The organism is Comamonas granuli NBRC 101663 (assembly GCF_000739995.1).
GTDB classification, from domain to species: domain Bacteria; phylum Pseudomonadota; class Gammaproteobacteria; order Burkholderiales; family Burkholderiaceae_C; genus Simplicispira; species Simplicispira granuli.
Genome location: NZ_BBJX01000002.1, coordinates 119,915 through 146,442, shown reverse-complemented (window position 1 = coordinate 146,442; position 26,528 = coordinate 119,915). Strand labels below are relative to the sequence as shown.

Below are 26,528 nucleotides of genomic sequence, written 5' to 3'. Positions count from 1 at the left end.
CTTAGTTGGTTGTCTGTGTTGTGCTGCAGTATTTTGTTCAGCCCGGCCCCAGCTTCGATTCAGTTCCGGTATTGGTCGCGCAACTGCTTGCGGTTGAGCTTGCCGACAGCCGTTTTGGGAATCTCGCTGACGAACAACACCCGCTGCGGCTTCTTGTACGAAGCCAGGTGCGCTGCCACGTGTGCGATCAGTTCCGCCTCGCTGGCGTCTTGGCCTGGCTTCAGCACCACCGCCGCCGCCACGATCTCCACCCATTTGTCGTGCGGCAGGCCGATCACCGCGCATTCGCGCACTGCCGGATGGGTCATCAGGGTGTTTTCAACTTCCCGTGGATAGACGTTGTAGCCACCGCTGATGATCATGTCGGAGGTGCGGTCCTTCAGGAACAGGTAGCCGTTGGCGTCGAACACTCCGACATCGCGCGTATGCACCCAGCCGTCCTTGCGGAAAGTGTCTGCAGTCAGTTCACCGGCGTTGTAGTAGCCAGACACCGCTGATGGCGCGCGCACCACGATTTCGCCGGGCGTGCCCTGTGGCACGGTGTTGCCAGCGTCGTCCACCAGTTTGATCTCGACATCGATGGCCGGCTGGCCGCAGGCATCGAGCAATTCTTCGCGATGGTCTTCCGGCCGCAGCACCGCGAGGCACAGCGGAACTTCGGTCTGGCCGTAGTATTGCCAGAAGCGGTGCTGACCCCACAACTGCATGCCGCGTTGGATGATCGCGCGCGGCATCGGCGAGGCGCCGTAGATCACGGTGCGCAGCGAACTGACATCGGTCGAGGCGATGTCGGCATGCTCGAACAGCATCTGCATCATGGTCGGCACCAGGTTGATCGCGGTGATGCGCTCGGCCTGAATCGTGCGCAGGAACTGGCCCGGTTCGAAGCCGGACAGAATCACGGTGCGGCCGCCACGCAGCCAGAACGGCAGCACGAACACACCGCTGGCGTGGATCATGGAAGCGGCATGCAGCATCGAGTCGTCCTGCGTCGCGGGCAGCAGGTTCAACAGCACATTGCGACAGATCGCCGCATACGACGACTGGGTGTGCTGCGCGGCCTTCAGGGTGCCGGTGGTGCCCGAAGTAAACAGCGTGAGGACGATGTCGTCCGGGCGCACTTCGATCTCGGGCCAGCTCGCCGGCTGCTGTTGCGCCTCTTCGATCAGGTCGCGCCCGTCCGCCAGTTTGGTATCCAGCCCCAGGCATTGGAGCGACGGCAGCGCTGCGCCCAAGGCCTCGGCGCGTTCGACCAGGTCGGCGCCGAAAATCAGGTACTGGCAGCCCGTTTCCTTCAGCATCCGGGCGTGTTCCTCCAGCGACAGCCGTGCATTCAGCGGCACGCGGTTGATGCCCGCCTTGACGCAGGCGAAATCGAGCGGAACGCTGTACAGGCAGTTGTTGAGCAGCAGGCCGATCCGGGTGCGCGGCGCAATGCCACCAGCCAGTAGTGCATGCGCCAGTCGGCTGCTGAGGCTGTCCACTTCGGCGAAGCTCATGCTGCGATCGCCAAATACGATCGCGGTGCGTGCTCCGTGTTGCTGCGCACCACGTCGAATCAATTCATGGTAGGTCGGACTGCTGGCTTGCGCTGGGGCGGATGCGGGGAAAGCGGCGGTGGAATTCATGAGGATCTCTTGGGGACGAAAAGCAAATCGGGCAGCGCAGGCAAGGGGGACTGCAATTTCCTGCGAGCTTGCGGCTTCGGCTCAGTCACTGAACTTGCCGTGGCGACCGGCGCCCTGCATGAAGCGGGCAGCGCCGGCCTCACCTTCAGCAGACACCATCGGCGTGCCTTGTGCGCCTTCGCGGCGTATCGCTTCGGCCAGTGGCAGGCTCCACTGCTCATACGCTGAGCGGCGATCGGCCAGCATGCATTGCTGTGGGAAGGCAGCGATCTGGCGTGCCAGTTCCTGTGCCGCCGCCAAGGCGCCGCCGGGCGGGGTGATGCGGTTGACCAGGCCCATTGCCAGTGCCTCTGGCGCGGTCACCGGGCGGCCGGTCAGTATCAGGTCGAGCGCGCGGCCCATGCCGACCACGCGCGGCAGACGCACAGTGCCGCCGTCGATCAGCGGTACGCCCCAGCGTCGGCAAAACACGCCGAAGGTGGCATCCTCGTCGGCCACCCGCATGTCGGCCAGCAAGGCCAGTTCCAGGCCGCCAGCGACGGCATAGCCGTTAACCGCGGCAATCAATGGTTTGCTCAGCGCCATGCGCGATGGGCCCATCGGTCCGCTGCCGCCGCCATCCGGGTCGAGTTCATTGCGCAGAATGGGGTCGGAGGTCGCGCTCAGGTCGGCTCCGGCGCAAAAATGGCCTCCGGCCCCGGTCAGGATGGCGACGCGCAATGCACGGTCACTCTCAAAGCGCTCGAAGGCCGTGCGCAGTTCTGCGGCCACTGGGCCGTTGACCGCATTGCGTTTTTCCGGCCGGTTGATGGTGATGGTGCAGACAGCTTCGTCCACACTGAATGACACGATGGGCATCGCTTCCCCCTTTGCTGTTGGGCCGAGTTTGGGCTCAGTCAAAATTACATATAAATTCAATTTAAGGCTATGCTAAGAAATATTTCTTTATTACGCAAACATGGAAACTATATGTAATATCAAGGTTATCTCGCCGGCGGCGCCCGACTTGATCCTGGACCTGCTGATGGCGCACGGCAGCAGCTTGCCCGTATCGGTGATGTGTCGTGCCGGCAGCTTGATGGGGATGACGCCCACTGCAATCCGGGTTGGCCTGACTCGCTTGGTTGACCAGGGCAAGATCGCCCACAGTGCACGTGGTAGCTATGCCCTGAACCGCTCAGGCCCCGCGCTGGCGCGTGATGTCGACGATTGGCAGCACAAGGGAGCGCAAGCGGTTGCCTGGCGCGGCCACTGGCTGGCAGTGCAGGATGCCGGTGTCCTGCGCTCGGACAAGACCGCTTGGCGCCGCCACAGTCTGGCACTGGAGTTGCGCGGGCTGGTGCCATTCCAGCCAGGTCTGCATGTACGGCCCGACAACCTCCGGGGCGGCGTGTCGGCGGTGCGCGCGCAGCTACTGGAACTGGGGCTTGCGCCGCAGGCACTGGTGTTCCGCATGGACGGACTGGATGCGGCGCGGCAGGCGGAAGCGTGCCGGCTGTGGGATGTCGAAGCGCTGCTGGCGAACTACCAGCGCCAGCACAAGGCGCTGGAGCAAAGTGGCAAGCGCTTGCTGAAAATCAAGCTGGACGCTGCGGTGCGCGAGTCGCTGTTGTTGGGGCGTGCGGTGATCAGCAGCCTGGTCCGCGACCCTTTGCTGCCACCAGAACTGATGACATCCGATGCGCATGCGGCGCTTGTGCAGAGGATGAAGGAGTATCAGCGCGAGGCGGTGGTGCTGTGGCAGACCTGGATGGCATTGCCGCAGGACGAGAAGACCTGATTCCCCAATTCCCATGCGCTTGCATCGAGCATTCGAGGCCGGGCCAGCACAGGCTGTGCTCTCAACTCAGCGTTGAGGCAGCGGGCGTCTTGAAAAAAGCGTGAACGGATTCTCCGGGCCGCGGGTTCACAGGCGGAAGATCTTGCCCGGGTTCATGATGTTCTGCGGGTCCAGCGCCTGTTTGATGGCGCGCATCATGGCCACGGCGCCTTCGCCGGCCTCGTCGCGCAGAAAGCCCATTTTGTGGACGCCCACGCCATGTTCGCCCGTGCAGGTACCGCCCAGTTGCAGGGCGCGCGCCACCAGTTGGTGGTTGAGCTGCTCGGCGCGTTCGCGCTCGGCGGGAAGGGCCGGGTCGATCAGGTAGCCGAAGTGGAAGTTGCCGTCGCCCACATGGCCCACGATGAAGTAGGGCAGGCCGCTGGCGTCGGCCTCGTGCACCGAGGCGAGCAGCGCATCGGCCAGGCGCGAGATGGGCACGCAGGCATCGGTGGTGATGGCCTTGCAGCCGGGCTTGGTCTGCAGCGCGGCAAAGTAGGCGTTGTGCCGCGCCGTCCACAGGCGCGTGCGCTCCTCGGGCGTGGTGGCCCACTCAAAGGCCGTGCCGCCCTGTTCCTGGGCCAGGGCCTGCACGGTTTCGGCCTGCTCCTGCACGCTGGCGGGTGAGCCGTGGAATTCCATCAGGAGCAGCGGCTCCTCGCGCAGGTGGAGCTTGCTGTGCCGGTTCACGGCGCGCACGGCGTGCTGGTCGATGAGCTCGCAGCGCGCAATGGGTACGCCCAGCTGGATGGTCTGGATGACGGTGCGCACCGCCGCTTCGATACTGGGGAAGGAGCCGATCGCGGCGCTCACCGCCTCGGGCAGCGGGTAGAGGCGGATGGTCAGCTCGGTCATGATGCCCAGCGTGCCCTCGCTGCCCACCAGCAGGCGCGTGAGGTCGTAGCCCGCGCTGCTCTTCTTGGCGCGCGTGCCGGTGCGGATGGCCTCGCCGCTGGCCATCACCACCTCCAGCGCGAGCACGTTCTCGCGCATGGTGCCGTAGCGCACGGCGTTGGTGCCGCTGGCGCGCGTGGCCGCCATGCCGCCGATGCTGGCGTCGGCGCCGGGGTCGATGGGGAAGAACAGGCCCGTGTCCTTGACGGCGTCGTTGAGCTGCTTGCGCGTGATGCCGGGCTGCACCGTCACCGTCAGATCCTCGGCGTTGACGCTCAGCACCCGGTTCATGCGGTTCAGGTCGATGCTGATGCCGCCCTGCACGGCCAGTAGGTGGCCTTCGAGCGAGGAGCCCGCGGCGTAGGGGATCACCGGCACACCGTACTGCGCGGCCAGGCGCACGGCGTCCTGCACGTCCTGCGTGCTCTCGGCGAACACCACGGCCGCAGGCGGCGGCGCCTGCAGTGAGCCTTCGTCGCGGCCATGCTGCTCGCGCACGGCCAGGGCGGTGGAGCACTGCGCGCCAAAGCGCTGCGCCAGCGCATCGAGCAGCGCCTGCGGCACGGGCCGCAGGGCGATGGTGGGCAGCAGGTGGGTGGCGTCGGCGGGGGCGTTCATGGGGGTCTCCTGGTGGGGGAAAAGAATACCACCCGTCCCCGGGGCCCGTTCCTGCACCGCCCTGCGCTGCCCCGCGGCGGGCAGGGGGCGCCAGGCGGCGTCAGTACTTCGCGCCTTCGTAGAACTCCTCGCGCGAGAGCATGCCGTCGCGGTTCTTGTCGAGCTGCTCGAAGCGGTCGGCGATGGCGGGCAGGGCCTGGGCTTCCTCGGGGCTGAGCTGGCCGTCGTGGTTGGTGTCGGCGCGCTCGAAGGCCGCGTCGGCGGGCGACGCTGCCGGCGCCGCGGCTCCCGCGCTGAACGGCGAGGCCTGCGTGCGCGGCGCGGGCGGGGCCGCCGGGGTCTGGGCGCGCACGGATGCGGCGGCGCCCATGGCCAGGGCGGCGAACAGCAGCACGCTGCGGGCGTCGAATGCGAAGGGGCGCGGGCTTGCGGGCTTCATCGGATGAATCCTCGACCAGAGTGGGACACGGCTTCATTGCAGCGCAGCCCGGCGCCCGGGGCCAGCCCTTTTGCCTGCTGTTGCCCGCGACAACATTTCCGAGCGCCATGTAACGCCGGTAGGGGCATTGCCGCTCCCGCACAATGCGGTCCTCACCGCGAGGAGGCTTCCCATGGGCAAACGACTCACACAGATCGCCACGCGCACCGGCGACGATGGCACCACCGGCCTGGGCGACAACACGCGCGTGCCCAAGAGCCACCCGCGCATTGCGGCGCTGGGGGACGTGGACGAGCTCAACTCCCACATCGGCCTGCTGCTGTGCGAGCCGCTGCCGCAGGCGGTGCGCGAGCTGCTGATCGACGTGCAGCACCAGCTCTTCAATCTGGGCGGCGAGCTGTCCATCCCCGGCTTCGCGCTGCTGCAGGAGTCCGCCGTGCTGCAGCTCGACCAGGCGCTGGCCCAGCACAACGCGGCGCTGCCGCGCCTGCAGGAGTTCATCCTGCCCGCCGGCACGCGCGCTGCCGCGCAGGCGCATGTGTGCCGCACCGTGGCGCGCCGCGCCGAACGTGCCGTGGTGGCCCTGGGCGCACAGGAGGCGGTGCGCGAGACGCCGCGCCACTACCTCAACCGCCTCTCGGACCTGATGTTCGTGCTCGCGCGCGTGCTCAACCGCATGGATGGCGGCGACGACGTGTACTGGAAGAGCGAGCGTCTGGCGCGCGCACAACAGGAGTGAGTCTGCCGTTTCGCTATTAAAAATGTAGCTTCTTGCGCTCGCCCCATAAGCGCTGAGGCCTATTTTCATGCCTGCTCTGGCGGCGCCCGCATGGGGCGTCCGCAAACCCCTGCGCGATCTGGCCGGCCTGTGACCGTAGCGTGCGCTACGAAAACGGGCAGAATCGTCCGTTTACAAATGCTTGCCAGAACGGGGGTGCATATGCGGATGAGCGACGTGAGGATCGGCACGCGCCTGGGCCTGACATTCGGCCTGTTGATCGTGATGATGCTGGCCATCGTCGTGGTGGGGCTGCTGCGCTTTGGCTCGGTGGCGGACCTCAATACCCGCATCGTTGAGGACGACTGGGTCAAGGCCGAGGCTGCCAACGTCATCAATGCCACCACGCGCGCCAACGCGCGCCGCACCATGGAGCTGGTGCTGGCCACCGATGCGGCGCGGCTGCAGGCCATCAAGGCCGATATCGGCGTCAACAAGAAGACCATCGACGACGCCCTGGCTCTGCTCGACCGCAAGGTCTACCTGCCCGAAGGCAAGGCCTTGCTGGCGCGGCTCAAGGACTTGCGCGGCAAGTACGTGCAGTCGTTCACGCGCGTGGCCGAACTGGTCGATGCGGGCAACCGCGACGGTGCGGTGGCCCTGCTCCAGTCCGAGACCCTGCCCGCGCTGGACGCCTTGCAGGAGCCCATCAACGGCCTGACCGCACTGCAGCGCAAGCTCGCCGAGACCGATGGCCAGCAGGCGCTGGCCGACATCCGCAGCGCGCGCACCGTGATGCTGGTGCTGGGCGGGGCCGCGCTGCTGCTGGGCGCCGCACTGGCCTACGCCATCACCGTGTCCATCACCCGCCCGCTGCGCCGCGCCGTGCGCGTGGCGCAAAGCGTGGCGGCGGGCGACCTGGGCAGCCAGATCGAGGTCACGGGGCGCGACGAGACTGGCGAGCTGCTGCAGGCCCTGCGCAACATGAACGACAGCCTGGTGCGCATCGTCGCCGACGTGCGCCGCGGCTCCGAGGCCATCGCCTCGGCCACCAGCCAGATCGCCGCGGGCAATACCGACCTGTCCTCGCGCACCGAGGAGCAGGCCAGCGCGCTGGAGCAGACGGCCGCCTCGATGGAGGAACTGGCCGACACCGTCAAGCAGAACTACGAGCACGGCAAGCGCGCCAACCACATCGCGGAGTCGGCCTCGCAGGTCGCCGTCAAGGGAGGCTCGGTGGTCTCGCAGGTGGTGCAGACCATGGAACAGATCAACACCTCCTCGCGCAAGATCGCCGACATCATCGGCGTGATCGACTCCATCGCCTTCCAGACCAACATCCTGGCGCTCAACGCCGCCGTCGAGGCCGCGCGCGCGGGCGAGCAGGGCCGGGGCTTTGCCGTCGTGGCCAGCGAGGTGCGCAGCCTGGCCAGCCGCTCGGCCGAGGCCGCCAAGGAGATCAAGGGCCTGATCGAGGCCTCGGTCAACAACGTCACCGAGGGCTGCCAGCAGGTCGAGCGCGCCGGCAGCACCATGGACGAAATCGTGGTCAACGTGCGCCGGGTGACAGACATCATGGGCGAGATCACCCTGGCCAGCCAGGACCAGTCCGCGGGCATCGACCAGATCAACCAGGCCATGGGCCAGATGGACCAGGTCACGCAGTCCAACGCCGCGCTCGTCGAGCAGGCCGCGGCCGCCGCCCAGGCCCTGGAACACCAGGCACAGAGCCTGGTGCGGTCGATCAGCGTGTTCAAGCTGGGGCAGGAAACCCCTTCCCTGTCGTACCAGGGCGCGGCCTGAGCCGCCAGGGCGCAGGCGTTACAAGCAGACGGAGGACCGACGGTGGCATATTTCGAATGGGCATCCGACATGGAGATCGACCAGGGGCCGATCGACCAGGACCACCAGACGCTGGTGCGCCAGGTCAACGAACTGCACACGGCCACCAGCGAGGGCCGGGGACAGGAGGTCGTGGCCCGGCTCCTGGACGAGCTGGTGCGCGACACGCTGGAGCACATCCGGCGCGAAGAACATTACATGGAGACCCTTGGCTACCCGCAGCTGGCCCAGCACCGGGCGGGGCACGACAGCTTCGTCGCCGACCTGCGCGGCCTGCAGGAGAAATACCACGCCGGCAGCATCACCGTGGCGCCCCGGCTCTCGACCCTGCTGCGCGACTGGCTCTCGCTGCACATCCGGCGCTACGACAAGGACATCGCCGTCTTCCTGCGCCAGAAAAAACGCGAAGCCACGCGCACCCCCCGGCAGCGCGCCTGAGGGCCGCCCGACGGCGGCAGGCAACGGGCGCGGGCCCAAGCCAGCGACCGCCGCGCAAGGGCCGCCCCGCCGCGCTGGCGGTGTCCCCCTGCCCGCAGGGCGCCGCCCTGCGAGAGCGGGGGGAAGCGGCGCAGCCGCACAGGGGGGTGTTCTCTACTTCGGCCCCAGGATCGCCATGGTGATGCGCGAGACGCAGGTGGTCTCCCCGGCCTCGTTCTCCATGTCGATCTGCCACACCTGCGTGGTGCGGCCGATGTGCACGGCGCGCGCCGTGCCCGTCACCCAGCCGCTGCTGACGGCGCGGATGTGGTTGGCGTTGATGTCCAGGCCCACGCCGCGGTGGCCTTCGGGGCAGGCGTAGAAGGCGCCGATGGAGCCCAGCGTCTCGGCCAGCACCACGCTCACTCCGCCATGCAGGATGCCGAAGGGCTGGCGCGTGCGCTCGTCCACGGGCACGCGCCCGCGCAGGAAGTCATCGCCGACCTCGGTGATCTCGATGCCCAGGTGGGTGGCGGCGGTGTGGGCGTTGGTCTGGTTGAGCAGTTCCAGGGAGATGGGTTTTTTCCAGATCGTCGGCATGGTGCGGGTCGTGTGCGGGCGCGGCCGGGCCGCGCGGGAGAGGCCATTATGGGACGTTGCGCGCACGGCCGGGCGTCGCTGGCGTGACGTGCGGCCGTGCCCGGCGCTCAGGCTTGCATGCTGCCCGTTTGCACGTAGCGGCGGTGCCAGCCCAGGGCCTCGTCGAGCAGGTGCGGCGTGTGCTGGCCCGTGCTGCCGCGCTTGGCGCGGGCCACATAGTCGCGCAGCGCGTCGCGGTAGTCCGGGTGGGCGCAGCGCTCGATGATGATGTCCGCGCGCTGCGAGGGCGAGTGGCCGCGCAGGTCGGCCAGGCCCTGCTCGGTGACGAGGATTTGCACGTCGTGCTCGGTGTGGTCCACGTGCGAGGCCATGGGCACGATGCAGGAGATGGCGCCGCCCTTGGCCAGCGAGGGCGTCATGAAGATCGACAGGTAGGCGTTGCGCGCGAAGTCGCCCGAGCCGCCGATGCCGTTCATGATGCTGGTGCCCATGAGGTGCGTGGAGTTGACGTTGCCGTAGATGTCGGCTTCGATCATCGCGTTCATCGAGATCAGGCCCAGGCGGCGGATCACCTCGGGGTGGTTGCTGATCTCCTGCGGGCGCAGCACGATGCGCTGACGGTAGAAATCGATGTTCTCGTTGAATTCTGCGGCGGCCTGCGGGCTCAGCGACAGCGCCGTGGCCGAGGCGCTGCGCAGCTTGCCCGAGCGCAGCATGTCGAGCATGCCGTCCTGCAGCACCTCGGTGTAGGCCGTGAGGTTCTCGAACGGCCCCTCGTTCAGGCCCGCGAGCACGGCGTTGGCGATGTTGCCCACGCCCGACTGCAGCGGCAGCAGGTCCTTGGGCATGCGCCCGGCCTTCACCTCATGCTGCAGGAAGTCGATGATGTGGCCGGCGATGCGCTGCGAGTTTGCGTCGGGCGGCGTGAAGGCCGGGTTGCGGTCGGGCGCGTGCGTCTCCACCACGGCGATCACCTTGTTCGGGTCGCAGCGCAGGTAGGCCTCGCCGATGCGGTCGTCCGGGCGCAGCAGCGGGATGGGGCGGCGGTTGGGCGGCAGGTCGGTGCCGTAGTAGATGTCGTGCATGCCCTCCAGCCCCGCGTTCTGGCGGTGGTTGACCTCCAGGATCACCTTGTCGGCCAGGTCCAGCCAGGTCTTGTTGTTGCCCACCGAGGCGGACGGAATGAGGCGCCCGTCGGGCAGGATGCCGGCCACCTCGACCACGGCCACGTCGAGGTGGCCCATGAAGCCGAACCACACGAACTGCGCCACGTGCGAGAGGTGGATGTCCATGTACTGCATCTGGCCGGCGTTGATGCGCTGGCGGCAGGTCGGGTCGGACTGGTAGGGCATGCGCATCTCGATGCCGTCGACCTGGGCGAGCGCGCCGTCGAGCTCGGGGCCGGTGGAGGCGCCGGTCCACAGGCCGATCTTGAAGCCCTGGCCCTGGGCGTTGAGGCTCTCGATGCGCCGCGCCAGCGCCTGCGGCACGGACTTGGGCGAACCCGAGCCGGTGAACCCGCTCATGCCCACGTTGGCGCCTGCCGGGATCAGCGCGGCGGCCTCGTCGGCCGACATGATGCGCTGGCGCAGGGCGGGGTGGTGGATGCGTGGGTGGTCAGACATGGGCAAACTCCTGGGAAGCCGCGCTGCGGGCGGCGGAACAAGCCCCGGAGTGTATCCGGGGCGTCCCTGAATCCGAGGGTTTACCCTAGGGTGACCGCTGGCCAGTCAACGGCCGCGGCGCAGCAGCGCGTGCAGCAGGATGGCGCCGAAGGTGGCGGTGCCGATGCCGCCGAGCGCGAAGTCGCCGAACTTGAGCGTGAAGTCGCCCGTGCCCAGGATCAGCGTGATCGCTGCGACCAGCAGGTTGTGGTTCTGGCCGAAGTCCACGCGGTTGTCCACCCAGATCTTGGCGCCCGCGATGGCGATCAGGCCGAACACCACGATGGAGACGCCGCCCATCACCGGCAGCGGGATGGCCTGGATCAGCGCGCCGAACTTGGGCGAGAAGCCCAGCAGCACGGCGATCAGCGCGGCCACGAGGAACACCGCGGTGGAGTAGATGCGCGTGGCCGCCATCACGCCGATGTTCTCGGCATAGGTGGTCATGCCCGTGCCGCCGGCGGCGCCGCTCACCATGGTGGCGATGCCGTCACCCAGGAAGGCGCGGCCCATGTACTGGTCCAGGTTGCGGCCGGTCATGGCCGTCACGGCCTTGATGTGGCCCAGGTTCTCGGCCACCAGGATGATGACCACCGGCGCGATGAGCAGCATGGCCGGCGCGCTGAACACCGGCGCGTGGAACTGCGGCATGCCCAGCCAGGCCGCCTGCGCCACGCCCGAGAGGTCCAGCGGCTTGCCCAGGCCCAGGCCGTTGGTCAGCACGGCGTAGGCCACGCTGGCGACCAGCAGCCCCACGAGGATCAGCAGCCGCTGCACCATGCCGCGCGTGAACACCGCCACCAGCGCCACGCAGACGAAGGTGAGCGCCTGCATCCAGCTCTCGAAGTTGTTGGCCGCCATGTTCTTGATGGGGATCTGCGCCAGGTTGAGCCCGATCACGGCCACCACGGCGCCCGTGACCACGGGCGGCATGAAGCGCTCGATCCAGCCTGTGCCGGCCAGGTGCACCACCACGCCCACCAGCGCGTAGATCGCGCCGCAGGCGATGATGCCGCCCAGCGCCACGCCGATGTTGGCGTTCGCCCCCTGGCCCGCATAGGCCGTGGCGGCGATCACCACGCCGATGAAGGCGAACGACGAGCCCAGGTAGCTCGGCACCTTGCCGCCGGTGATGAGGAAGAAGATCAGCGTGCCGATGCCGCTCATGAGCACGGCCAGGTTGGGGTCGAACCCCATGAGGATGGGCGCGAGCACCGTCGCGCCGAACATGGCGATCACGTGCTGCACGCCCATGAGCCCCGTCTGCGGCCAGGGCAGGCGCTCGTCCGGCGCGATCACCCCGCCCGATTGCAGCACCCCGGCCGCACGCTCGGTCCATTGAAACATTCCCATTGTTGGACTCCTTGTAAGGAAAAGTGCAGCGATGGTAGAGGGTTTGGCGCCCGTGCGCAGGATTTATGGCAAAAAAAGCCGCTGGCGCCCGTGGATGGTGCGCTGGCAGCTATCAAAAACTAAGTGATTCGGGCCGCGGCTGCCCGGTCAGGACGCCGTCGGCCAGGCGGGCCGCCGCCCGGTGAGCTGGCTCACGATGAGCGCCTGCAGCGGCGGCAGGCGGCGGGCGCCCGCGAGCACGGCCTGGCGCAGCAGGCGGGGCAGGGGGCGCGGGTCGGTGTACAGGCGCACGATGGCGTTGGTGCCCTGGAACAAGGGCCAGGCGTGGCGGTGGTGGGCGCTGGCGTAGTGCTGCAGCACGCCGGGGTCGCCGATGTCCTGGCCGCGCGCGCGCGCCTCGGCCAGGGTGCGGGTGAGCGTCTGCACGCCCGCCAGGCCCAGGTTGAAGCCATGCGCCGTGACCGGGTGCATGCCCACGGCGGCGTCGCCCAGCAGCGCGCAGCGCGTGCCGGCAAAGCGGTGCGCGTACACGGCCACCAGCGGGTAGGCATGGCGCTCGCCCACCAGGCGCATGGCGCCCAGGCGCTGCTGGAACTGCTGCTGCACCTGCGCGGCATAGTCCTGCGGCGGCAGCGCCAGCAGGGCCTGCGCCTCGGCCGTGCCCGCCGTCACCACGGCGGAGCACTGCGGGCCGCGTTCGACCAGATCGTCGGGCAGGGGCAGGATGGCGAGCGTGCGCTCGTAGCCGAAGCACTCGTGCGCGATCTCGCCGTGCGGCTGCTCGTGGCGCATGCGGCAGACGATGACGGTGCGCCCGAAGTCGTGCATGGAGGCGCCTATGCCCAGGCTGCGCCGCGTGGCCGAGAAGCGGCTGTCCGCGGCCACCAGCAGCGGGGCGTGCAGGCGTTCGGGGGCGCTGGCGCCGGCAGGGGTGTATTCCAGCGTTGCCGCGCCGCCCTGGGTGTGCACCTGCGTGACGCGCGCGCCGGTGATGATCTGCACCCCCGGCGTGCGCGCGGCCACCGCGTAGGCCGTGCGGCGCAGCGCGTGGTTGGGCACGATCCAGCCCAGGTGCTCCACGCCGCTGCCGCCTGCGTGCAGGTGCATGGCGCTCTGGCGGCCCACGGGGCCGTCGTGCACCTGGGCGGCGCGCAGCAGGCCTACTTCCTCGGGGGCCAGCAGATCCCAGGTGCCCAGGCGCTGCAACAGGGCCACGCTGGGGTGGGTGAGGGCGATCTCGCGCCCATCGGGCGCCGGCGCCGCCAGGGCCGGGGCCTCCTGCTGCTCGACCAGCGTGGCGGTGAACCCGGCCTGCGCCAGGGCGATGGCCAGCGACAGACCCGCGGGGCCCGCGCCGACGATGAGGACGTCACTGTGTTGCATGGGGCAATGGTAGTGCGCCCCGCGGGCGCCGGCGCGGCGGGCGCCGCAATCCCCTGCTGTCGATTGCGCGACGCTGCCGGGTGGCGCCGGGGTGCGTGCGGTGCTACGCTGCGTCGCCATGGAGACACGTCGCACCACCCCCCCGCCCTACATCCCGCAAATCCGCCTGTACCAGGATTGGCTGCAGCGCGAGCGCGGCCTGGTCTTTGCCGATTACGACGCCCTGTGGCGCTGGTCCACCACCGACCTGGACGCCTTCTGGCAAAGCATCTGGGACTATTTCGACATCCAGTCGCCCACGCCGCACAGCGCCGTGCTGGCGCACAACCGCATGCCGCAGGCCGAGTGGTTTCCCGGGGCGCAGGTCAATTTTGCGCACCAGGTGCTGCGCCACGTGGACGCCGCGCACGCCGCCGGCATGCCCGCCATCGTCAGCAGCAACGAGCGGCGCGAACACCGCGAGATGACCTGGCCCGCGCTGCGCCGCCAGGTGGCCTCGCTGGCGCTGCACCTGCAGGAGCAGGGCGTGCAGCCGGGCGACCGCGTGGCCGCCTACCTGCCCAATGTGCCCGAGGCCATCGTCGCCTTCCTCGCCACCGTGAGCATTGGCGCGGTGTGGAGCATTTGTGCGCCCGACATGGGCACGGCTGCCGTGCTCGACCGCTTCCGCCAGATCGAGCCCAAGGTGCTCATCGCCGCCGATGGCGTGGTCTATGGCGGGCGCGCGCACGAGCGCCTGGGCGTGCTCGCCGAGCTGCGCGCGGGCCTGCCCACGGTGCAGCACACGCTGCTGTGGGGCAATCTCGATGCTACGGTTTCGGTAGCTGGTTGCGCAAGCTGGGCAAGGGCTGTGGGCAAGGAAGAGGCTGAAACCGCGCTGTTCGAGCCGCTCTGGCTGCCGTTCGACCACCCGCTGTGGATCGTCTACTCCAGCGGCACCACCGGCCTGCCCAAGCCCATCGTGCACGGCCATGGCGGCATGATCCTGGTGCAGTTACAGCTGGGCGCGCTGCACAACGACCTGGGCTGCAGCTACGCGCCCAACAGCTGGGGCGAGCGCTACCACTGGTACAGCTCCACGGGCTGGGTGATGTGGAACGCCCAGGTCGGCGGCCTGCTCGCGGGCATCACCTGCGTCATCTTCGACGGCAACCCTGCGGGCAGCAAGGAGCGGCCCGACTGGGCCCTGCTGTGGCGCTTCGCCTCCGAGACCGGCGTGAGCTTTTTCGGCGCCGGCGCGGCCTTTTACGCCAACTGCATGAAGGCGGGCATCACCCCGGCGCAGTGCGGCGACCTCCGGCGCATCCGCGCCCTGGGCTCCACGGGCTCGCCGCTCTCGGCCGAGGTGCAGGCCTGGGGCACGCGCTTCATGGCCGAGGCCGGGGTGGACGGCGGCCGCCCCGACGGCATCTGGTGGTGCAACATCTCCGGCGGCACCGACTTCGCCGGTGCCTTCATCGGCGGCAGCCGCGAGCTGGCGCAGACCCCCGGCAAGATGCAGTGCCGCATGCTGGGCGCGGCCGTCGAGGCCTGGGACGAGCAGGGCCGGCCCGTGTACGACGCCGTGGGCGAGCTGGTGTGCACCCAGCCCATTCCCTCCATGCCCCTGTACCTGTGGGGCGACGACAGCGGTGCGCGCTACCTGGCGAGCTACTTCGACATGTACCCGCCCGGCCACGGCCGCCGGCCCGGCGGCGGTGACGGCCCGGCCGCCATGGGCGCCGTCTGGCGCCATGGTGACTGGATCCAGATCGGCACGCGCCTGGAGGACGGCTGCGTGATCTATGGCCGCTCGGACGCCACCATCAACCGCCACGGCCTGCGCATGGGCACGAGCGAGCTCTACAGCGCCGTGGAGGCCCTGCCCGAGGTGCTCGACAGCCTGGTGGTGGACCTCGAATACCTGGGCCGCGAGAGCTACATGCCGCTGTTCGTGGTGCTGCGCCCCGGCCACGTGCTGGACGAGGCCCTGCGCGCGCGCATCAGCGGCGCCATCCGCACGGCACTGTCGCCGCGCTTCGTGCCCGACGACATCGTCGCCGTGGCCGAGGTGCCGCGCACCCTGAGCGGCAAGAAGCAGGAGCTGCCCATCAAGAAACTGCTGCTGGGCCAGCCGCTGGAGAAGGTGGTCAACCGCGACGCCATGGCCAACCCCGGCTGCCTGGACTGGTACGTGGACTTCGCCGCGCGGCGGGCGGCCTCCGTCCCGGCCTGACCCAGGAAAACCCGCAGCCCCGCGCTGCTACCATGGCCCGGCCGTGCGTGCGGCCAGGCCATGGGCTGTGCGCCACCCGTCCCCACCCACCCAAGGAGAACCCAGCGATGAGCGGTCAAACCAAGTTCCTGCTGCAAGAAAGCCAGATGCCCAAGGCCTGGTACAACCTGCAGGCCGATCTGCCCCAGCCCCTGCCGCCCGTGCTGCACCCGGGCACGCACCAGCCCGTGGGCCCGGACGACCTGGCGCCGCTGTTCCCCATGGAGCTGATCCTGCAGGAGGTGAGCACCGAGCGCGAGATCGAGATCCCCGAGCCCGTGCGCGAGATATACCGCCTGTGGCGCCCCGCGCCTTTGTACCGCGCGCACCGGCTGGAAAAGGCCCTGGGCACGCCCGCCAAGATCTTCTACAAGTACGAAGGCGTGAGCCCGGCCGGCAGCCACAAGCCCAACACCGCCATTCCGCAGGCCTTCTACAACCAGCAGGCCGGCGTCAAGCGCCTGACCACCGAGACCGGCGCGGGCCAGTGGGGCACTTCGCTGTCGTTCGCGGGCAGTCTGTTTGACCTGGAGGTGCTGGTGTTCCAGGTGCGCGTGTCCTACGACCAGAAGCCCTACCGCCGCGCCGTGATGGAGACCTACGGTGCGCGCTGCCTGCCCTCGCCCTCCACCGAAACGCAGTACGGCCGCAGCGTGCTCGCCCAGCGCCCCGACCACCCCGGCAGCCTGGGCATCGCCATCTCTGAGGCCGTGGAACTGGCCGTGCAGCGCGAGGACACCAAGTACGCGCTGGGCTCGGTGCTCAACCACGTGCTGCTGCACCAGACGGTGATCGGCCTGGAATCCATGGAGCAGATGCAGATGGCCGACGCCTGGCCCGACGTGGTGGTGGGCTGCACCGGCGGCGGCTCCAACTTTGCCGGCCTGGCCTTCCCCTTCATCGGCCACGGCCTGCGCGGCGGCCCCAAGCCGCGCATCGTGGCCGTGGAGCCCGCGGCCTGCCCCTCGCTCACGCGCGGCAAGTACGCCTACGACTACGGCGACACCGGCCACATGACGCCGCTGACCAAGATGCACACCCTGGGCAGCACCTTCACGCCGCCGGGCTTCCACGCCGGCGGCCTGCGCTACCACGGCATGGCGCCCATGGTCTCGCACGCCAAGGAGCTGGGCCTGATGGAAGCCGTGGCCTACACGCAGAACCAGTGCTTCGAGGCCGGTGTGCTGTTCGCGCGCACCGAGGGCATCGTGCCCGCGCCCGAAGCCAACCACGCCGTCAAGGGCGCCATCGAGGAAGCCCTGCGCTGCAAGCGCGAGGGCAAGAGCGAAACCATCCTCTTCGGCCTGTGCGGCCACGGCCACTTCGACATGGCGGCCTACCAGAAGTACTTCGCGGGCGAACTCAAGGAAGAGTCCTACGACGAGAAGGAACTGGCCATGGCGCTGTCCGGCCTGCCGGCGGTCAACGCCCCCTGAGAGGCGGCAGGCCAGCCGCGGCGCAGCGCCGGGGCGGGCCACAAATTGCTCTTGATTTGATAGCTTCCAGCGCTTACCCCACAAGCGCTGGCAGCTATTTTCTCTTCAAGCCTGTGCCGGCTTGCGGTTCACCAGCACGATGCCCGCCGCGACCAGCGCCAGCGCGGTCAGCAGGCCCGGCGTCACGTGCTCGCCCAGCCACAGCGTGCCAAACAGCAGGGCGAACACCGGGGTGAGGAAGACAAACACCGAAATCTTCGTCGCCGGGTAGTGCACGAGCAGCCACATCCAGGCCAGGTAGCTGGCAAATGCGCCCACCAGCGCCTGCAGCAGCAGCGAGACGCTGGCGAACGCGCTCCAGTCCAGGCTCCAGCGCTCACCCAGCGCGAGCGAGAGCAGCGGCAGCACGGCCGTGCTCACGGCCACCTGGTAGAACAACTGGCGCGCCGGGTCCACCCGGCCCAGCGGCGTGGCGCGCAGCACCAGCGTGGTCAGCGCCCACATCAGGCTGGCGGCCAGGCCCAGCAGGTCGCCCAGCCAGGCGCGCGGCAGCGCGGCGTTGGTCGTGCCCAGCAGGCCGTCGCCCAGCGCCAGGGCCACGCCCGCAAAAGCGCCCGCCAGGCCCAGCCACTGCCAGCCGCGCAGGCCCTCGCCCGGCACCAGGCGCGGCAGCAGCAGCGCCACCCAGAACGGCGAGCAGTACAAAAACACGGTCAGCCGTGAGGCCGTGGTGTACTGCAGCCCGATGTAGATGCAGGCGAACTCCGCCGCAAACAGCGCCCCCGCCAGCAGCCCCGCGGCCACCGAGCCGCGCGGCTGGCCCTGCCGGCCCAGCGGCACGCCGCGCCACAGGCACCAGGCGGCCACGGCCAGCGTGGCCAGGGCAAAGCGCACGAAGGCCTGGAAGATGGGCGCCACCTCGGCCACAGTGGCCTTGACCAGCACCTGCTGAAAGCCCCAGAACAGGCAGCAGGCCAGGAGGATGGAAATGGCGAGGGCGTCGAGGTGGTGCTTGCGGGTGGGGGCCATGGGGCGCCATTATCGGAGCGCGCGCGCCGGCGCGCCTGTCGCCGCGGCAACGGCCCCAGACGGTACACTTGCCGCACCCTGGAGCGCTCCCGCGCCCGCCCATTCCACCCTGCAGTCCATGGCCGTAACCACGGCGGGCCACTCCCGCACCTCCCATTTCGACCTCAAGAGCGCCCAGCTGCCCGCGGTGGCCGTGGTGCTCAAGACCACCGACGCCGCGGTGTTTGCCGCCGATCTGGCCGAGCGCCTGGCAGGAGACCCAGAGTTTTTCGACAACGACCCCGTGCTCATCGACCTGGCGCCCGTGCGCGAGGCCGCCGAGGCCATCGACTTCGCCGCCCTGTGCGCTGCGCTGCGCGCCCACCGCACCCGGCCCGTGGCCGTGCGCGGCGGCAGCCCGGCGCAGATGGAGGCGGCGCAGGCCGCCGGCCTGATCGCCGCGCCCGAGGCGCCGCCGGCCCGTGAGGTGCGCGAGGTGGTGCAGGAAGTGGTGCGCGAGGTGCGCGTCGAGGTGCCCGTCGAAGTCCCGGTGGCTGCGCCGGGCGCGGTCGTCGTCGACAAGCCGCTGCGTTCGGGCCAGCAGGTGTACGCGCGCGGCACCGACCTCATCGTCATGGCCGTGGTGAGTTTCGGCGCCGAAGTCATCGCCGACGGCAACATCCACGTCTACGCGCCGCTGCGCGGCCGGGCCATCGCGGGCGCGCGCGGCAACACCGCGGCGCGCATCTTCTCCACCTGCCTGGAGCCGCAGCTCGTCTCCATCGCGGGCATTTACCGCACCACCGAAACCGAGCTGCCCGAGAGCGTGCGCGGCAAACCCGCCCAGGTGCGGCTCGACGGCGAGAAGCTGCTCATCGAGCCGCTCTGATCCTTTTCACTCACCATCAACCCCCCCAAGAGACCCCTACACATGGCCAAAATCGTCGTCGTGACCTCCGGCAAGGGTGGCGTGGGCAAGACCACCACCAGTGCCAGCTTTGCCTCGGGCCTCGCCCTGCGTGGCTTCAAGACCGCCGTCATCGACTTTGACGTCGGCCTGCGCAACCTCGACCTCATCATGGGCTGCGAGCGCCGCGTGGTGTACGACCTCATCAACGTCATCCAGGGCGAGGCCAACCTGAACCAGGCACTCATCAAGGACAAGCAGTGCGACAACCTGTTCGTGCTCGCTGCCAGCCAGACGCGCGACAAGGACGCGCTCACGCAGGAAGGCGTGGAGAAGGTGCTGGCGGACCTCGCCGAGATGGGTTTCGAGTACATCGTCTGCGACTCGCCCGCGGGCATCGAGAGCGGCGCCCTGCTGGCCATGCGCTACGCCGACGAGGCCCTGGTGGTGACCAACCCCGAGGTCTCCTCCGTGCGCGACTCCGACCGCATCCTGGGCATGCTGGCGAGCAAGACGCGGCGCGCCATCGAGGGCCAGGAGCCGGTGAAGGAGCACCTGCTCATCACGCGCTACAACCCCAGCCGCGTGCAGGACGGCCAGATGCTGAGCCTGGAGGACATCCAGGACATTCTGCGCATCAAGCTCATCGGCGTGATCCCCGAGTCCGAGGCGGTGCTGCAGTCGTCCAACCAGGGCATCCCCGCCATCCATGCCAAGGGCAGCGACGTGGCCGAGGCCTACCAGGACGTGATCGCCCGTTTCCTCGGCGAGGACCGGCCCCTGCGCTTCATCGAGGCGGAAAAGCCGGGCTTCTTCAAACGCCTGTTCGGAGCGAAGTAAGCCATGGCATCCTTTCTGTCCTTCCTGCTCGGCGAGAAGAAAAAGACCGCCAGCGTCGCCAAGGAGCGGCTGCAGATCATCCTGGCGCACGAGCGCAGCGGCCGCAGCGCCGCCGAACCCGACTACCTGCCCGCGCTGCAGCGCGAGCTCGTCGCCGTGATCTCCAAGTACGTCGCCATCAACCCCAGCGACATCAAGGTGCACCTGGAGCGCCAGGACAACCTGGAGGTGCTGGAGGTCAAGATCGAGCTGCCCGACGCCGCCAAGTAGCGCCGCGCCGGGGGCGCCCGGCGGGCTATTTGTGCAGCGGCCGCGCCACCGTGGGCGAGAGGCGGCCCAGCGGGTGCTCGGTGTAGAACATGCCGCCGTGGTAGAGCAGCGGCGAGGCGTCCGGCCGGTGGCTGCAGTGCTCCACCTGCCCGACGAAGATGGTGTGGTCGCCCTCCACGTACTGGCTGCGGTTGGCGCATTCGAACACCGCCGCCACGCCCTCGATCAGGGGCACGCCCTGCGCGCTGGGCTGCCAGGCCACGCCCGCCCAGCGGTCGATGCCGCGCGTGGCAAAGCGCTCGGCCAGCTCGCGCTGCTGCACCGTGAGCACGTGGATGGCGTAATGCGTGCACTGGTTGAACACCGGCAGCGACGAGGTCTGGTGCGCCATGCTCCACAGCACCAGCGGCGGCGTGAGCGCCACCGAGTTGAAGGAGCTGGCCGTCAGGCCCACGGGGGCGCCGTCGGGCCCGCGGGCCGTGACGATGGTCACGCCCGTGGCAAACATGCCGAGCGCGTCACGGAACTCGCGGGCGGAAAAATGGGGCGGATTAGGGCGCAACTGGGAAGGCAAAAGGTGGTGGGCGCTATTATCTCCGGCTCGCTGCACTCTCCTGGGGCCGCAGGGTATTGCCCGCGGTCCGCCTGATCTGCTCCATGCCGTTCCCCATCCCTCTTGCCACTCCCGGCGCCTGCCGCCGCCCCGTCCGGCCATGGCGCTGACCGTGCTGCCCGCCCTGCCCTGGCGGGTGCCTGCCGGGCGGCGGGCCCGGGCCCTCGTGCCAGGCCTGTTGCTGCTGGCGGCGGTGCCGCTGGGCGCGTCCGCACCGCCGCAGGCGGGCGCCAGCCCGTCGGCCTGCGCCCTGTTCCTGGAGCGCCTGCCGGGCGTTACGCAGCGCCAGTGCAGCGCCGCGCGGCTCGAGCCCAGCGGGCAGCGTTCGCAGCAGGGGCGGCCGCTGTTCTGGCGCGACGTGGTCCCGCCCGCCCCGGACGCCGCCGCGGACCGGCTGCGCGTGCTGGTCGTGGGCGCCATCCATGGCGACGAGCTGACCTCGGCGGCGCTGGCGCTGCAGTGGATCGGGCTGGCGGAAAAGTCCGGGCGGCCGGTGCACTGGCGCTTCATTCCCGTGCTCAACCCGGACGGCCTGCTGGCGCCGCGCCCCACGCGCGTGAACGCACGCGGCGTGGACCTGAACCGCAATTTCGACACCCCGGGCTGGGAGCGCGACGCACCGCTGTACTGGGAAAAGCGCACGCGCAAGGACCCGCGCCGCTGGCCCGGCCCGGCGCCGCTGTCCGAGCCCGAGTCGCAGTTCCTGCACGCGCAGATGGACCAATTCCGCCCGCAGCTGGTGGTGAGCATCCACGCGCCCTACGGCGTGCTCGACTTCGACGGCCCGCACGAGCCGCCCCAGCGCCTGGGCCGCCTGCGCCTGGACCGCGTGGGCGTCTTCCCCGGCTCGCTGGGGCACTACGGCGGCGTGCAGCAGGGCATGCCGGTGGTCACCATCGAGCTGGACCACGCGCTCAAGCCGCCGCGCGCGGCCGAGGTGCACAGCATGTGGCAGGACCTGCTGCGCTGGATGGACACCCGGCTGCTCAACACCGACCTGGCCGCACCGGGCCCGATGCGCAGAGAGGATTGAAAATGGCCGCAGACCCTTTCAGAGTAAGCGCTGTCAGCTATTGAAAATAGAGCTGCTTTGCGCCGCCATCGCCCATGGCGGCATTAACATTGCTGAAAAAATATCAGTGCTGCTTATAATTTGCGCCCCGACCGAAGCGCCGCAGGCGTACGCACCACCATGAGCACTTACGATCCCGCCGCCCTCGAATGCCTGGCTGCCATCGTGGAAGAAGGGGGGTTCGAGCGCGCGGCCCAGCGGCTCAACGTCACCCAGTCGGCCGTCTCGCAGCGCCTGCGCGCGCTGGAGGCGCAGGTGGGCTCGGTGCTCATCGTGCGCAGCCGCCCGCTGCGTCCCACCTCGGCGGGGCAGTTGCTGCTCAAGCACACCAAACAGTTGCGCCTGCTGCGTGCCGACCTGGAGCGCGACCTGCAGGAGCTGGCGCCCAGCACACCCGGCAGCGGGCGCGAGGACGAGCGCATCTCCATCGCCATCAATGCCGACAGCATCGCCACCTGGGCGCTCGATGCGCTGCACGACCTCGTGCGCCAGCGCCTGCCGCTGGAGATCGTCGTCGACGACCAGGACTTCACGCAGGAATGGCTGCGCTCGGGCCATGTGCTGGGCTGCGTGACTACGCTCAAGCAGGCCATGCGCGGCTGCCGCATGGTGCCGCTGGGCATCATGCGCTACGTGGCCGTGGCATCCAGCAGTTTTGCGCACAAGCATCTGCCCCAGGGGCTGACGGCGCACAACTTCCGCGAGGTGCCGTTCCTGTCGTTCAACCGCAAGGACGACATGGCGGCCGAATTCGTCGCCCGGGCCCATGGTCTCAAGCGGGTGGCGCTCAACCATTTGTTCGTGCCCAGCTCGGAGGGGCAGTTGCACGCCGTCAAGGCCGGCTGGGCCGTGGGGGTGCTGCCCGAATTGCTGGCGCGCGAGGCCCTGGCCCAGGGCCAGATCGTGGACGTGGCACCGGGCCACGTGCTGCCCATCCGGCTCTACTGGCACTGCTGGAACCTGGAGTCCGAGGTGCTGGACGCCCTCACCCAGGCGCTGACCGAAGCCTCGGCGCGCGACCTGGTGCCCTGTGATTCACCGCAATGACAGCGTGGTTGCAAAACAACTGAGGCATTTGTTTTTCTACCGGCTTGCATAAGATCGGGACCATGCCGTCGCCCACCGTCAGACTTTCGTTCAAGGAGCAGATGCACCAGGCCCGCGAGGACGCCATCCTGCAGGCGGCCTGCCGCCTGCTCGGCGAAAAGGCCTACGACGCCATGACCATGGACGACGTGGCCAACGCGGTAGGCATCGCCAAGGCCAGCCTGTACAAGCATTTTGCGAGCAAGGAAGAGCTGTGCTGCGCTGCCATGGTGCAGATCCTGCAGCGCGTGCAGGCCTACCTGGACAGCCTGTCCGCGGACATGGCGCCGCTGGACAAGCTGCACGCGCTGGTGCGCTGGTCGCTGGAGCGGCTGCTGACCAACGAAATGCCCTTGCTGCCCAGCCGCAACTCCACGCTGCGGGCGGTGCTCATGGCCAACAAGGAATACCTCGACAGCCTGATCGCCGTGAGCGACCGGATCGGCGCCTGGATCACCGAAGCCCAGGCGCAGGCCGTGATCAGCCCGGCACTGCCGCCGCTGGTCGTGCTCTACACGCTGTACGCGCGGGCGTGCGATCCGGTGGTGGGCTTCCTCAAGGAAGGGGGCCAGTACTCCGACGCCGAGATCGTGGACCTGGTGGTGCGCACCTGCTTCGACGGTCTGGCCGCCAGGCCCACGCCCTAGCGGCCGGCACGGCACCACGGAAAAAGCCCGGCACGCCGGGCTTTGCTGACTCTGGGCCCGCGGCCCGGCTGCGCCCTTCAGCGGGGCAGGAGGACCTTGTCGATCACGTGGATCACGCCGTTGCTGGCGAACACGTCGGTGGCCACGATGTTGCTGCTGCGCATGTTCTGGTCAGTGATGGCCAGGCTGGCGCTGACCGTGAAGGTCTGGCCTTGCACGGTGGTGATGGCGGTGTTGACCGGCACTTCGGCCTTGAGCACGCGGGCGGGGACCACGTGGTAGGTCAGCACCTTGGTCAGCAGCGCGGTGTCGGCCAGCAGGGCTGCTTTGCTCAGGCCCAGCTCGGTCAGCAGGGCGGCGAACGCGGCGTTGGTGGGGGCAAAGACCGTGAAGGGGCCCGTGCCCTGCAGCGTGCCCGCCAGGCCGGCAGCCGCCACGGCTTCGACGAGGATGCTGAAGTCCGGCAGCGCCGCGGCCGTGACCACGATGTCCTGGTTCGCGGGCAGCAGCACGCGGTCCACCAGGTGCACCACGCCATTGCTGGCGAGGATGTCGGTGGCGGTGATGGTGCTGACCCGGTTGCGGCCGTCCGTGATCTGGAGCCCGCCGGCAGACTCGATCTTGAAGAAGCCGCCTGACAGGGGGGTGATGGCCTTGCCCAGCGGCACATCGGCACGCAGCACCGTACTGCCCAGCACGTGGTAGCCCAGCACGGCCGTGAGCAGTGCCTTGTCCGCCAGCAGCGCTTCCTTGGTCATGCCCAGCTCGGTCAGCAGGGCGGCGAAGGCCGCGTTGGTGGGTGCAAACACGGTCAGCGCGCCCGTGCTCAGGGTGGAGGCCAGGCCGGCTGCGGTCACGGCTTCCACCAGGATGCTCAGGTCGGGGGTGTTTTGCGCCAGCTCGACGATGTTGCGCTCGGGAGTGTCGTCGCCGCCACCGCAGGCCTGCAGCAGCGTGCTGCTCGCGCCCAGGGCGGCAGCCAGCAGCACGCTGCGGCGGTTCAGGGGGATGTTCATGGGGCTGCTCCTCGCAAAGGGATGGGGTTTACTTGGGCATCAGCACCGTGTCGATGGCGTGGATCACGCCATTGCTGGCGGCCACGTCGGTGGCGATGACCTTGGACTGGTCCACCATCACCCCCATGGTGGTGGAGACGGTGAGGTCCCGGCCCTCCACGGTCTTGACCTTGCCGGCCTTCACGTCGGCGGCCATCACCTTGCCGGGCACCACGTGGTAGGTCAGCACCTTGGTGAGCGCGGCCTTGTCCGCCAGCAGACCGTCCAGGGTGGCCTTGGGGATCTTGGCGAAGGCTTCGTCCGTGGGCGCGAACACCGTGAAGGGGCCGGGGCCCTTGAGGGTGTCGACCAGGCCCGCGGCCTGGACGGCGGCGACCAGGGTCTTGAAATTGCCCGCCTTCACGGCGGTGTCCACGATGTCCTGGGCCATGGCGCTCAGCGAGGCGCCGGCGCTCAGTGCGAGTGCAATCAGGGTCTTTTTCATGGGTCGCTCCTCTTGGTTTCGGTCGAAATGGCACGCCAGGATGGGCGTGGAGCGAATGTATTACCAAACGGTACCAAAGTAAACTCATCAGTTATTCAATAACCGTACGGTTACTTCTGGACGCAAAAAAACCCCGCAACGGCAGGGCAGGAGGGTGGGGTGGGGCGGTCCGTACCGCCCCGGCGCTGCACTCAGCGCACGATGAGCACCGGGATCTTGCTGCGCGCGAGCACCTGCGTGGTGACCGAGCCCAGCACCAGCGTGGCCAGCGCGCCGTGGCCGCGCGAGCCCATCACGAGCAGGTCGTACTTGCCCCCATCGGCCACCGAGGCGATCACTTCGCCCGCATTGCCGACCTTGGCGATGCACTTGGGGTTGAAGCCATGGCGCTCCAGGAATTTGTTCACCGGCTTGAAGACCTTGTCGGCTTCATCGGCGTAGTAGCGGTCCACGGCCTCCTTGCCCAGCGCGGCGCGGGCGCGCGGCGGCAGGGCCGCCTGCACCGTGACGGCGCTGTAGGCGTGCGTGGGCGCCAGCAGCTCTTCGTGGGCGGCCAGGTAGGCCAGCATCTTCTTGGTGTAGGAGCTGCCATCGACAGCCAGCAGAATGTTCATGTGCGCCTCCGGGAGAGTTCAACAAGCAGCGCCCATCATACGGCGATGCAGCAGTGTGCACGAAACAGCGCCTGCTCGCCCTTGCGCCGGTAGCCCAGCGGGTTGGCCACCACGCGGCAGGCATGGGGGCGGCCGTCCGCGCGCGTGGCGTGCACGCGGTAGTCGCAGGGCGTGTGCACATGCCCGTGCAGCCACAGGTCGGCGTGGACGAGCCAGTCGTCGAGCGCATTGCAGAACGCCGCCGTGCCCGGCGTGAGTCCGTAGCGCGGATCGCGGCTGCGCAGGCTGGGGGCGAAGTGCGTCACCACCACCGTAGGGCCGGCGTGCGGTGCCTGCAGCGCAGCGTGCAGCCAGTCCATGCAGAGCCGGCCCTGGGCGCGCACCTGCTCGGCCAGCATGGCCTGGCCTTGCCACAGGGTGCCCGTCTTGCTCAGGTAGTGGTTGGCGGCGCGCTGGGCCTTGCCGCGCGCTTCGAGTTGCTGCGCCAGCGTGCCGCCCTGCTGCAGGGCCAGGGCGTCGAAGTCGGACCACAGCGTCGTGCCGACGAAGCGCACGCCCTGCAGCACCAGGCTGGAGCGCTCCAGCCAGTGGATGCCGAGCTGCTTGCAGGTGTGCTGCAGGCGCGCGTGCGCGGTGTCGAAGTCCAGCCCGTCGTATTCGTGGTTGCCAGGCACATACACCACCGGCACGGGCCAGCCGGCCCATTGCGGCAAGGGGGAGAAGCGTTCCAGCCCGAAATGCCGGCCTGCCAGGCGCGAGCCGCCCTGGTAGGAGCCGATGTCGCCCGCCAGCACCAGCACGTCGGCACCCTGGGCGGGGCTGGGGTGGAACTCGGGGTGCGCCTCCAGGTGCAGGTCGGACAGGAGCTGGATCTGCATGGCCGCCGGCCGCTCGCCCTGGTGCGCC

The 26,528-nt window shown here is 69.0% G+C and carries 26 protein-coding genes; 12 read left to right on the top strand and 14 right to left on the bottom strand.

Going from position 1 to position 26,528, the window contains the following annotated elements; genetic code table 11:
• Positions 1–59: 59 nt before the first annotated feature.
• Both CGR01S_RS02400 and CGR01S_RS02395 read right to left on the bottom strand, forming a co-directional pair.
• On the bottom strand, positions 60–1,628 hold the full coding sequence (locus tag CGR01S_RS02400; RefSeq protein WP_084690525.1) for a class I adenylate-forming enzyme family protein: 1,569 nt from the start codon (positions 1,626–1,628) through the stop codon (positions 60–62).
• Between the two features lie 81 nt (positions 1,629–1,709).
• Positions 1,710–2,486: a crotonase/enoyl-CoA hydratase family protein gene (locus CGR01S_RS02395; RefSeq protein ID WP_042422018.1), complete on the bottom strand. Its 777-nt coding sequence runs from the start codon at positions 2,484–2,486 to the stop codon at positions 1,710–1,712.
• A gap of 100 nt (positions 2,487–2,586) precedes the next feature.
• On the opposite strand from CGR01S_RS02395, the gene CGR01S_RS02390 reads away from it, so the two are divergent.
• A complete protein-coding gene (locus CGR01S_RS02390) occupies positions 2,587–3,408 on the top strand; it encodes a PaaX family transcriptional regulator (protein ID WP_042422016.1) in 822 nt (273 codons plus the stop codon).
• A 126-nt stretch (positions 3,409–3,534) separates the two neighbouring features.
• Here CGR01S_RS02390 and CGR01S_RS02385 read toward each other — a convergent pair whose 3' ends face one another.
• Together CGR01S_RS02385 and CGR01S_RS02380 are read right to left on the bottom strand one after the other, a co-directional pair.
• Positions 3,535–4,959 carry an FAD-binding oxidoreductase gene (locus CGR01S_RS02385; protein ID WP_042422014.1) on the bottom strand — a complete coding sequence of 475 codons (1,425 nt, stop codon included), beginning with the start codon at positions 4,957–4,959 and terminating at the stop codon, positions 3,535–3,537.
• 100 nt (positions 4,960–5,059) lie between these two features.
• Positions 5,060–5,398, bottom strand: coding sequence for an EF-hand domain-containing protein (locus tag CGR01S_RS02380; RefSeq protein ID WP_042422011.1), 339 nt, complete (start codon positions 5,396–5,398; stop codon positions 5,060–5,062).
• Between the two features lie 172 nt (positions 5,399–5,570).
• Here CGR01S_RS02380 and CGR01S_RS02375 point away from each other — a divergent pair, with 172 nt between their 5' ends.
• The 3 genes from CGR01S_RS02375 (at position 5,571) to CGR01S_RS02365 (ending at position 8,396) form a co-directional block, all read left to right on the top strand.
• On the top strand, positions 5,571–6,137 hold the full coding sequence (locus CGR01S_RS02375) for a cob(I)yrinic acid a,c-diamide adenosyltransferase (protein ID WP_042422010.1): 567 nt from the start codon (positions 5,571–5,573) through the stop codon (positions 6,135–6,137).
• A 207-nt stretch (positions 6,138–6,344) separates the two neighbouring features.
• A complete protein-coding gene (locus CGR01S_RS17165; protein ID WP_281174248.1) occupies positions 6,345–7,919 on the top strand; it encodes a methyl-accepting chemotaxis protein in 1,575 nt (524 codons plus the stop codon).
• 42 nt (positions 7,920–7,961) lie between these two features.
• The gene (locus CGR01S_RS02365) at positions 7,962–8,396 is read left to right on the top strand and encodes a bacteriohemerythrin (protein ID WP_156967486.1); all 435 of its coding nucleotides are present in this window, start codon (positions 7,962–7,964) and stop codon (positions 8,394–8,396) included.
• A 153-nt stretch (positions 8,397–8,549) separates the two neighbouring features.
• On the opposite strand, the gene CGR01S_RS02360 is transcribed toward CGR01S_RS02365, so the two are convergent.
• The 4 genes from CGR01S_RS02360 to ubiM form a co-directional block, all read right to left on the bottom strand.
• Entirely contained in the window at positions 8,550–8,975 is a 426-nt protein-coding gene (locus tag CGR01S_RS02360; RefSeq protein WP_042422002.1) for a hotdog fold thioesterase, read from the bottom strand.
• Positions 8,976–9,082: 107 nt separating this feature from the next.
• Positions 9,083–10,600, bottom strand: coding sequence for a succinyl-CoA:acetate CoA-transferase ScpC (scpC, locus tag CGR01S_RS02355; RefSeq protein ID WP_042422000.1), 1,518 nt, complete (start codon positions 10,598–10,600; stop codon positions 9,083–9,085).
• 105 nt (positions 10,601–10,705) lie between these two features.
• On the bottom strand, positions 10,706–11,992 hold the full coding sequence (locus CGR01S_RS02350; RefSeq protein WP_042421997.1) for a solute carrier family 23 protein: 1,287 nt from the start codon (positions 11,990–11,992) through the stop codon (positions 10,706–10,708).
• Positions 11,993–12,139: 147 nt separating this feature from the next.
• Positions 12,140–13,375, bottom strand: a complete 1,236-nt coding sequence (ubiM, locus tag CGR01S_RS02345; protein WP_042421995.1) for a 5-demethoxyubiquinol-8 5-hydroxylase UbiM — start codon at positions 13,373–13,375, stop codon at positions 12,140–12,142.
• A gap of 118 nt (positions 13,376–13,493) precedes the next feature.
• Between ubiM and CGR01S_RS02340 the strand changes: the two genes are divergently transcribed.
• Complete coding sequence (locus tag CGR01S_RS02340) at positions 13,494–15,590, top strand: acetoacetate--CoA ligase (RefSeq protein WP_042421992.1); 2,097 nt, start codon at positions 13,494–13,496, stop codon at positions 15,588–15,590.
• A gap of 107 nt (positions 15,591–15,697) precedes the next feature.
• Positions 15,698–17,065, top strand: a complete 1,368-nt coding sequence (locus tag CGR01S_RS02335) for a TrpB-like pyridoxal phosphate-dependent enzyme (protein WP_042421990.1) — start codon at positions 15,698–15,700, stop codon at positions 17,063–17,065.
• Positions 17,066–17,170: 105 nt separating this feature from the next.
• Here the strand turns inward: CGR01S_RS02335 and CGR01S_RS02330 are convergent, their stop codons facing one another.
• Complete coding sequence (locus tag CGR01S_RS02330; protein ID WP_042421987.1) at positions 17,171–18,094, bottom strand: DMT family transporter; 924 nt, start codon at positions 18,092–18,094, stop codon at positions 17,171–17,173.
• Between the two features lie 118 nt (positions 18,095–18,212).
• On the opposite strand from CGR01S_RS02330, the gene minC reads away from it, so the two are divergent.
• The 3 genes from minC to minE are packed head-to-tail and all read left to right on the top strand — an operon-like array spanning position 18,213 to position 20,090.
• Entirely contained in the window at positions 18,213–18,962 is a 750-nt protein-coding gene (gene minC / locus CGR01S_RS02325; protein ID WP_042421985.1) for a septum site-determining protein MinC, read from the top strand.
• A gap of 42 nt (positions 18,963–19,004) precedes the next feature.
• On the top strand, positions 19,005–19,820 hold the full coding sequence (minD, locus tag CGR01S_RS02320) for a septum site-determining protein MinD (protein ID WP_042421983.1): 816 nt from the start codon (positions 19,005–19,007) through the stop codon (positions 19,818–19,820).
• A 3-nt stretch (positions 19,821–19,823) separates the two neighbouring features.
• Positions 19,824–20,090: a cell division topological specificity factor MinE gene (gene minE, locus CGR01S_RS02315; protein ID WP_042421981.1), complete on the top strand. Its 267-nt coding sequence runs from the start codon at positions 19,824–19,826 to the stop codon at positions 20,088–20,090.
• Positions 20,091–20,115: 25 nt separating this feature from the next.
• Here the strand turns inward: minE and CGR01S_RS02310 are convergent, their stop codons facing one another.
• The gene (locus CGR01S_RS02310) at positions 20,116–20,598 is read right to left on the bottom strand and encodes a flavin reductase family protein (RefSeq protein ID WP_169742443.1); all 483 of its coding nucleotides are present in this window, start codon (positions 20,596–20,598) and stop codon (positions 20,116–20,118) included.
• Between the two features lie 205 nt (positions 20,599–20,803).
• On the opposite strand from CGR01S_RS02310, the gene CGR01S_RS02305 reads away from it, so the two are divergent.
• From CGR01S_RS02305 to CGR01S_RS02295, 3 genes are all read left to right on the top strand, one after another.
• Positions 20,804–21,736, top strand: coding sequence for a M14 family zinc carboxypeptidase (locus tag CGR01S_RS02305; protein ID WP_052382480.1), 933 nt, complete (start codon positions 20,804–20,806; stop codon positions 21,734–21,736).
• A 159-nt stretch (positions 21,737–21,895) separates the two neighbouring features.
• On the top strand, positions 21,896–22,822 hold the full coding sequence (locus CGR01S_RS02300) for a LysR family transcriptional regulator ArgP (protein WP_042421977.1): 927 nt from the start codon (positions 21,896–21,898) through the stop codon (positions 22,820–22,822).
• A 62-nt stretch (positions 22,823–22,884) separates the two neighbouring features.
• The gene (locus tag CGR01S_RS02295; protein ID WP_042421976.1) at positions 22,885–23,508 is read left to right on the top strand and encodes a TetR/AcrR family transcriptional regulator; all 624 of its coding nucleotides are present in this window, start codon (positions 22,885–22,887) and stop codon (positions 23,506–23,508) included.
• A 77-nt stretch (positions 23,509–23,585) separates the two neighbouring features.
• Here CGR01S_RS02295 and CGR01S_RS02290 read toward each other — a convergent pair whose 3' ends face one another.
• The 4 genes from CGR01S_RS02290 to CGR01S_RS02275 all read right to left on the bottom strand — a co-directional run bounded on the left by CGR01S_RS02290 (position 23,586) and on the right by CGR01S_RS02275 (position 26,500).
• On the bottom strand, positions 23,586–24,524 hold the full coding sequence (locus CGR01S_RS02290) for a fasciclin domain-containing protein (RefSeq protein WP_042421974.1): 939 nt from the start codon (positions 24,522–24,524) through the stop codon (positions 23,586–23,588).
• A 28-nt stretch (positions 24,525–24,552) separates the two neighbouring features.
• Complete coding sequence (locus CGR01S_RS02285; protein ID WP_042421972.1) at positions 24,553–25,008, bottom strand: fasciclin domain-containing protein; 456 nt, start codon at positions 25,006–25,008, stop codon at positions 24,553–24,555.
• A 191-nt stretch (positions 25,009–25,199) separates the two neighbouring features.
• Positions 25,200–25,622, bottom strand: a complete 423-nt coding sequence (locus tag CGR01S_RS02280) for a universal stress protein (protein ID WP_042421971.1) — start codon at positions 25,620–25,622, stop codon at positions 25,200–25,202.
• Between the two features lie 35 nt (positions 25,623–25,657).
• Complete coding sequence (locus tag CGR01S_RS02275) at positions 25,658–26,500, bottom strand: metallophosphoesterase (RefSeq protein ID WP_042422323.1); 843 nt, start codon at positions 26,498–26,500, stop codon at positions 25,658–25,660.
• Positions 26,501–26,528: the final 28 nt, after the last annotated feature.

Excerpts from the sequence above, each read along its gene's own strand:
- CGR01S_RS02275 (WP_042422323.1), bottom strand. The coding sequence starts at position 26,500 with ATGCAGATCCAGCTCCTGTCCGACCTGCACCTGGAGGCGCACCCCGAG.
- CGR01S_RS02280 (WP_042421971.1), bottom strand. The coding sequence starts at position 25,622 with ATGAACATTCTGCTGGCTGTCGATGGCAGCTCCTACACCAAGAAGATG.
- CGR01S_RS17165 (WP_281174248.1), top strand. The coding sequence starts at position 6,345 with ATGAGCGACGTGAGGATCGGCACGCGCCTGGGCCTGACATTCGGCCTG.
- CGR01S_RS02385 (WP_042422014.1), bottom strand. The coding sequence starts at position 4,959 with ATGAACGCCCCCGCCGACGCCACCCACCTGCTGCCCACCATCGCCCTG.
- minC (WP_042421985.1), top strand. The coding sequence starts at position 18,213 with ATGGCCGTAACCACGGCGGGCCACTCCCGCACCTCCCATTTCGACCTC.
- scpC (WP_042422000.1), bottom strand. The coding sequence starts at position 10,600 with ATGTCTGACCACCCACGCATCCACCACCCCGCCCTGCGCCAGCGCATC.
- CGR01S_RS02295 (WP_042421976.1), top strand. The coding sequence starts at position 22,885 with ATGCCGTCGCCCACCGTCAGACTTTCGTTCAAGGAGCAGATGCACCAG.
- CGR01S_RS02340 (WP_042421992.1), top strand. The coding sequence starts at position 13,494 with ATGGAGACACGTCGCACCACCCCCCCGCCCTACATCCCGCAAATCCGC.
- CGR01S_RS02335 (WP_042421990.1), top strand. The coding sequence starts at position 15,698 with ATGAGCGGTCAAACCAAGTTCCTGCTGCAAGAAAGCCAGATGCCCAAG.
- minD (WP_042421983.1), top strand. The coding sequence starts at position 19,005 with ATGGCCAAAATCGTCGTCGTGACCTCCGGCAAGGGTGGCGTGGGCAAG.
- minE (WP_042421981.1), top strand. The coding sequence starts at position 19,824 with ATGGCATCCTTTCTGTCCTTCCTGCTCGGCGAGAAGAAAAAGACCGCC.
- CGR01S_RS02290 (WP_042421974.1), bottom strand. The coding sequence starts at position 24,524 with ATGAACATCCCCCTGAACCGCCGCAGCGTGCTGCTGGCTGCCGCCCTG.
- CGR01S_RS02360 (WP_042422002.1), bottom strand. The coding sequence starts at position 8,975 with ATGCCGACGATCTGGAAAAAACCCATCTCCCTGGAACTGCTCAACCAG.
- CGR01S_RS02390 (WP_042422016.1), top strand. The coding sequence starts at position 2,587 with ATGGAAACTATATGTAATATCAAGGTTATCTCGCCGGCGGCGCCCGAC.
- CGR01S_RS02300 (WP_042421977.1), top strand. The coding sequence starts at position 21,896 with ATGAGCACTTACGATCCCGCCGCCCTCGAATGCCTGGCTGCCATCGTG.
- CGR01S_RS02350 (WP_042421997.1), bottom strand. The coding sequence starts at position 11,992 with ATGGGAATGTTTCAATGGACCGAGCGTGCGGCCGGGGTGCTGCAATCG.
- CGR01S_RS02310 (WP_169742443.1), bottom strand. The coding sequence starts at position 20,598 with ATGTTTGCCACGGGCGTGACCATCGTCACGGCCCGCGGGCCCGACGGC.
- CGR01S_RS02330 (WP_042421987.1), bottom strand. The coding sequence starts at position 18,094 with ATGGCCCCCACCCGCAAGCACCACCTCGACGCCCTCGCCATTTCCATC.
- CGR01S_RS02395 (WP_042422018.1), bottom strand. The coding sequence starts at position 2,486 with ATGCCCATCGTGTCATTCAGTGTGGACGAAGCTGTCTGCACCATCACC.
- CGR01S_RS02400 (WP_084690525.1), bottom strand. The coding sequence starts at position 1,628 with ATGAATTCCACCGCCGCTTTCCCCGCATCCGCCCCAGCGCAAGCCAGC.
- CGR01S_RS02305 (WP_052382480.1), top strand. The coding sequence starts at position 20,804 with ATGGCGCTGACCGTGCTGCCCGCCCTGCCCTGGCGGGTGCCTGCCGGG.
- ubiM (WP_042421995.1), bottom strand. The coding sequence starts at position 13,375 with ATGCAACACAGTGACGTCCTCATCGTCGGCGCGGGCCCCGCGGGTCTG.
- CGR01S_RS02285 (WP_042421972.1), bottom strand. The coding sequence starts at position 25,008 with ATGAAAAAGACCCTGATTGCACTCGCACTGAGCGCCGGCGCCTCGCTG.
- CGR01S_RS02375 (WP_042422010.1), top strand. The coding sequence starts at position 5,571 with ATGGGCAAACGACTCACACAGATCGCCACGCGCACCGGCGACGATGGC.
- CGR01S_RS02380 (WP_042422011.1), bottom strand. The coding sequence starts at position 5,398 with ATGAAGCCCGCAAGCCCGCGCCCCTTCGCATTCGACGCCCGCAGCGTG.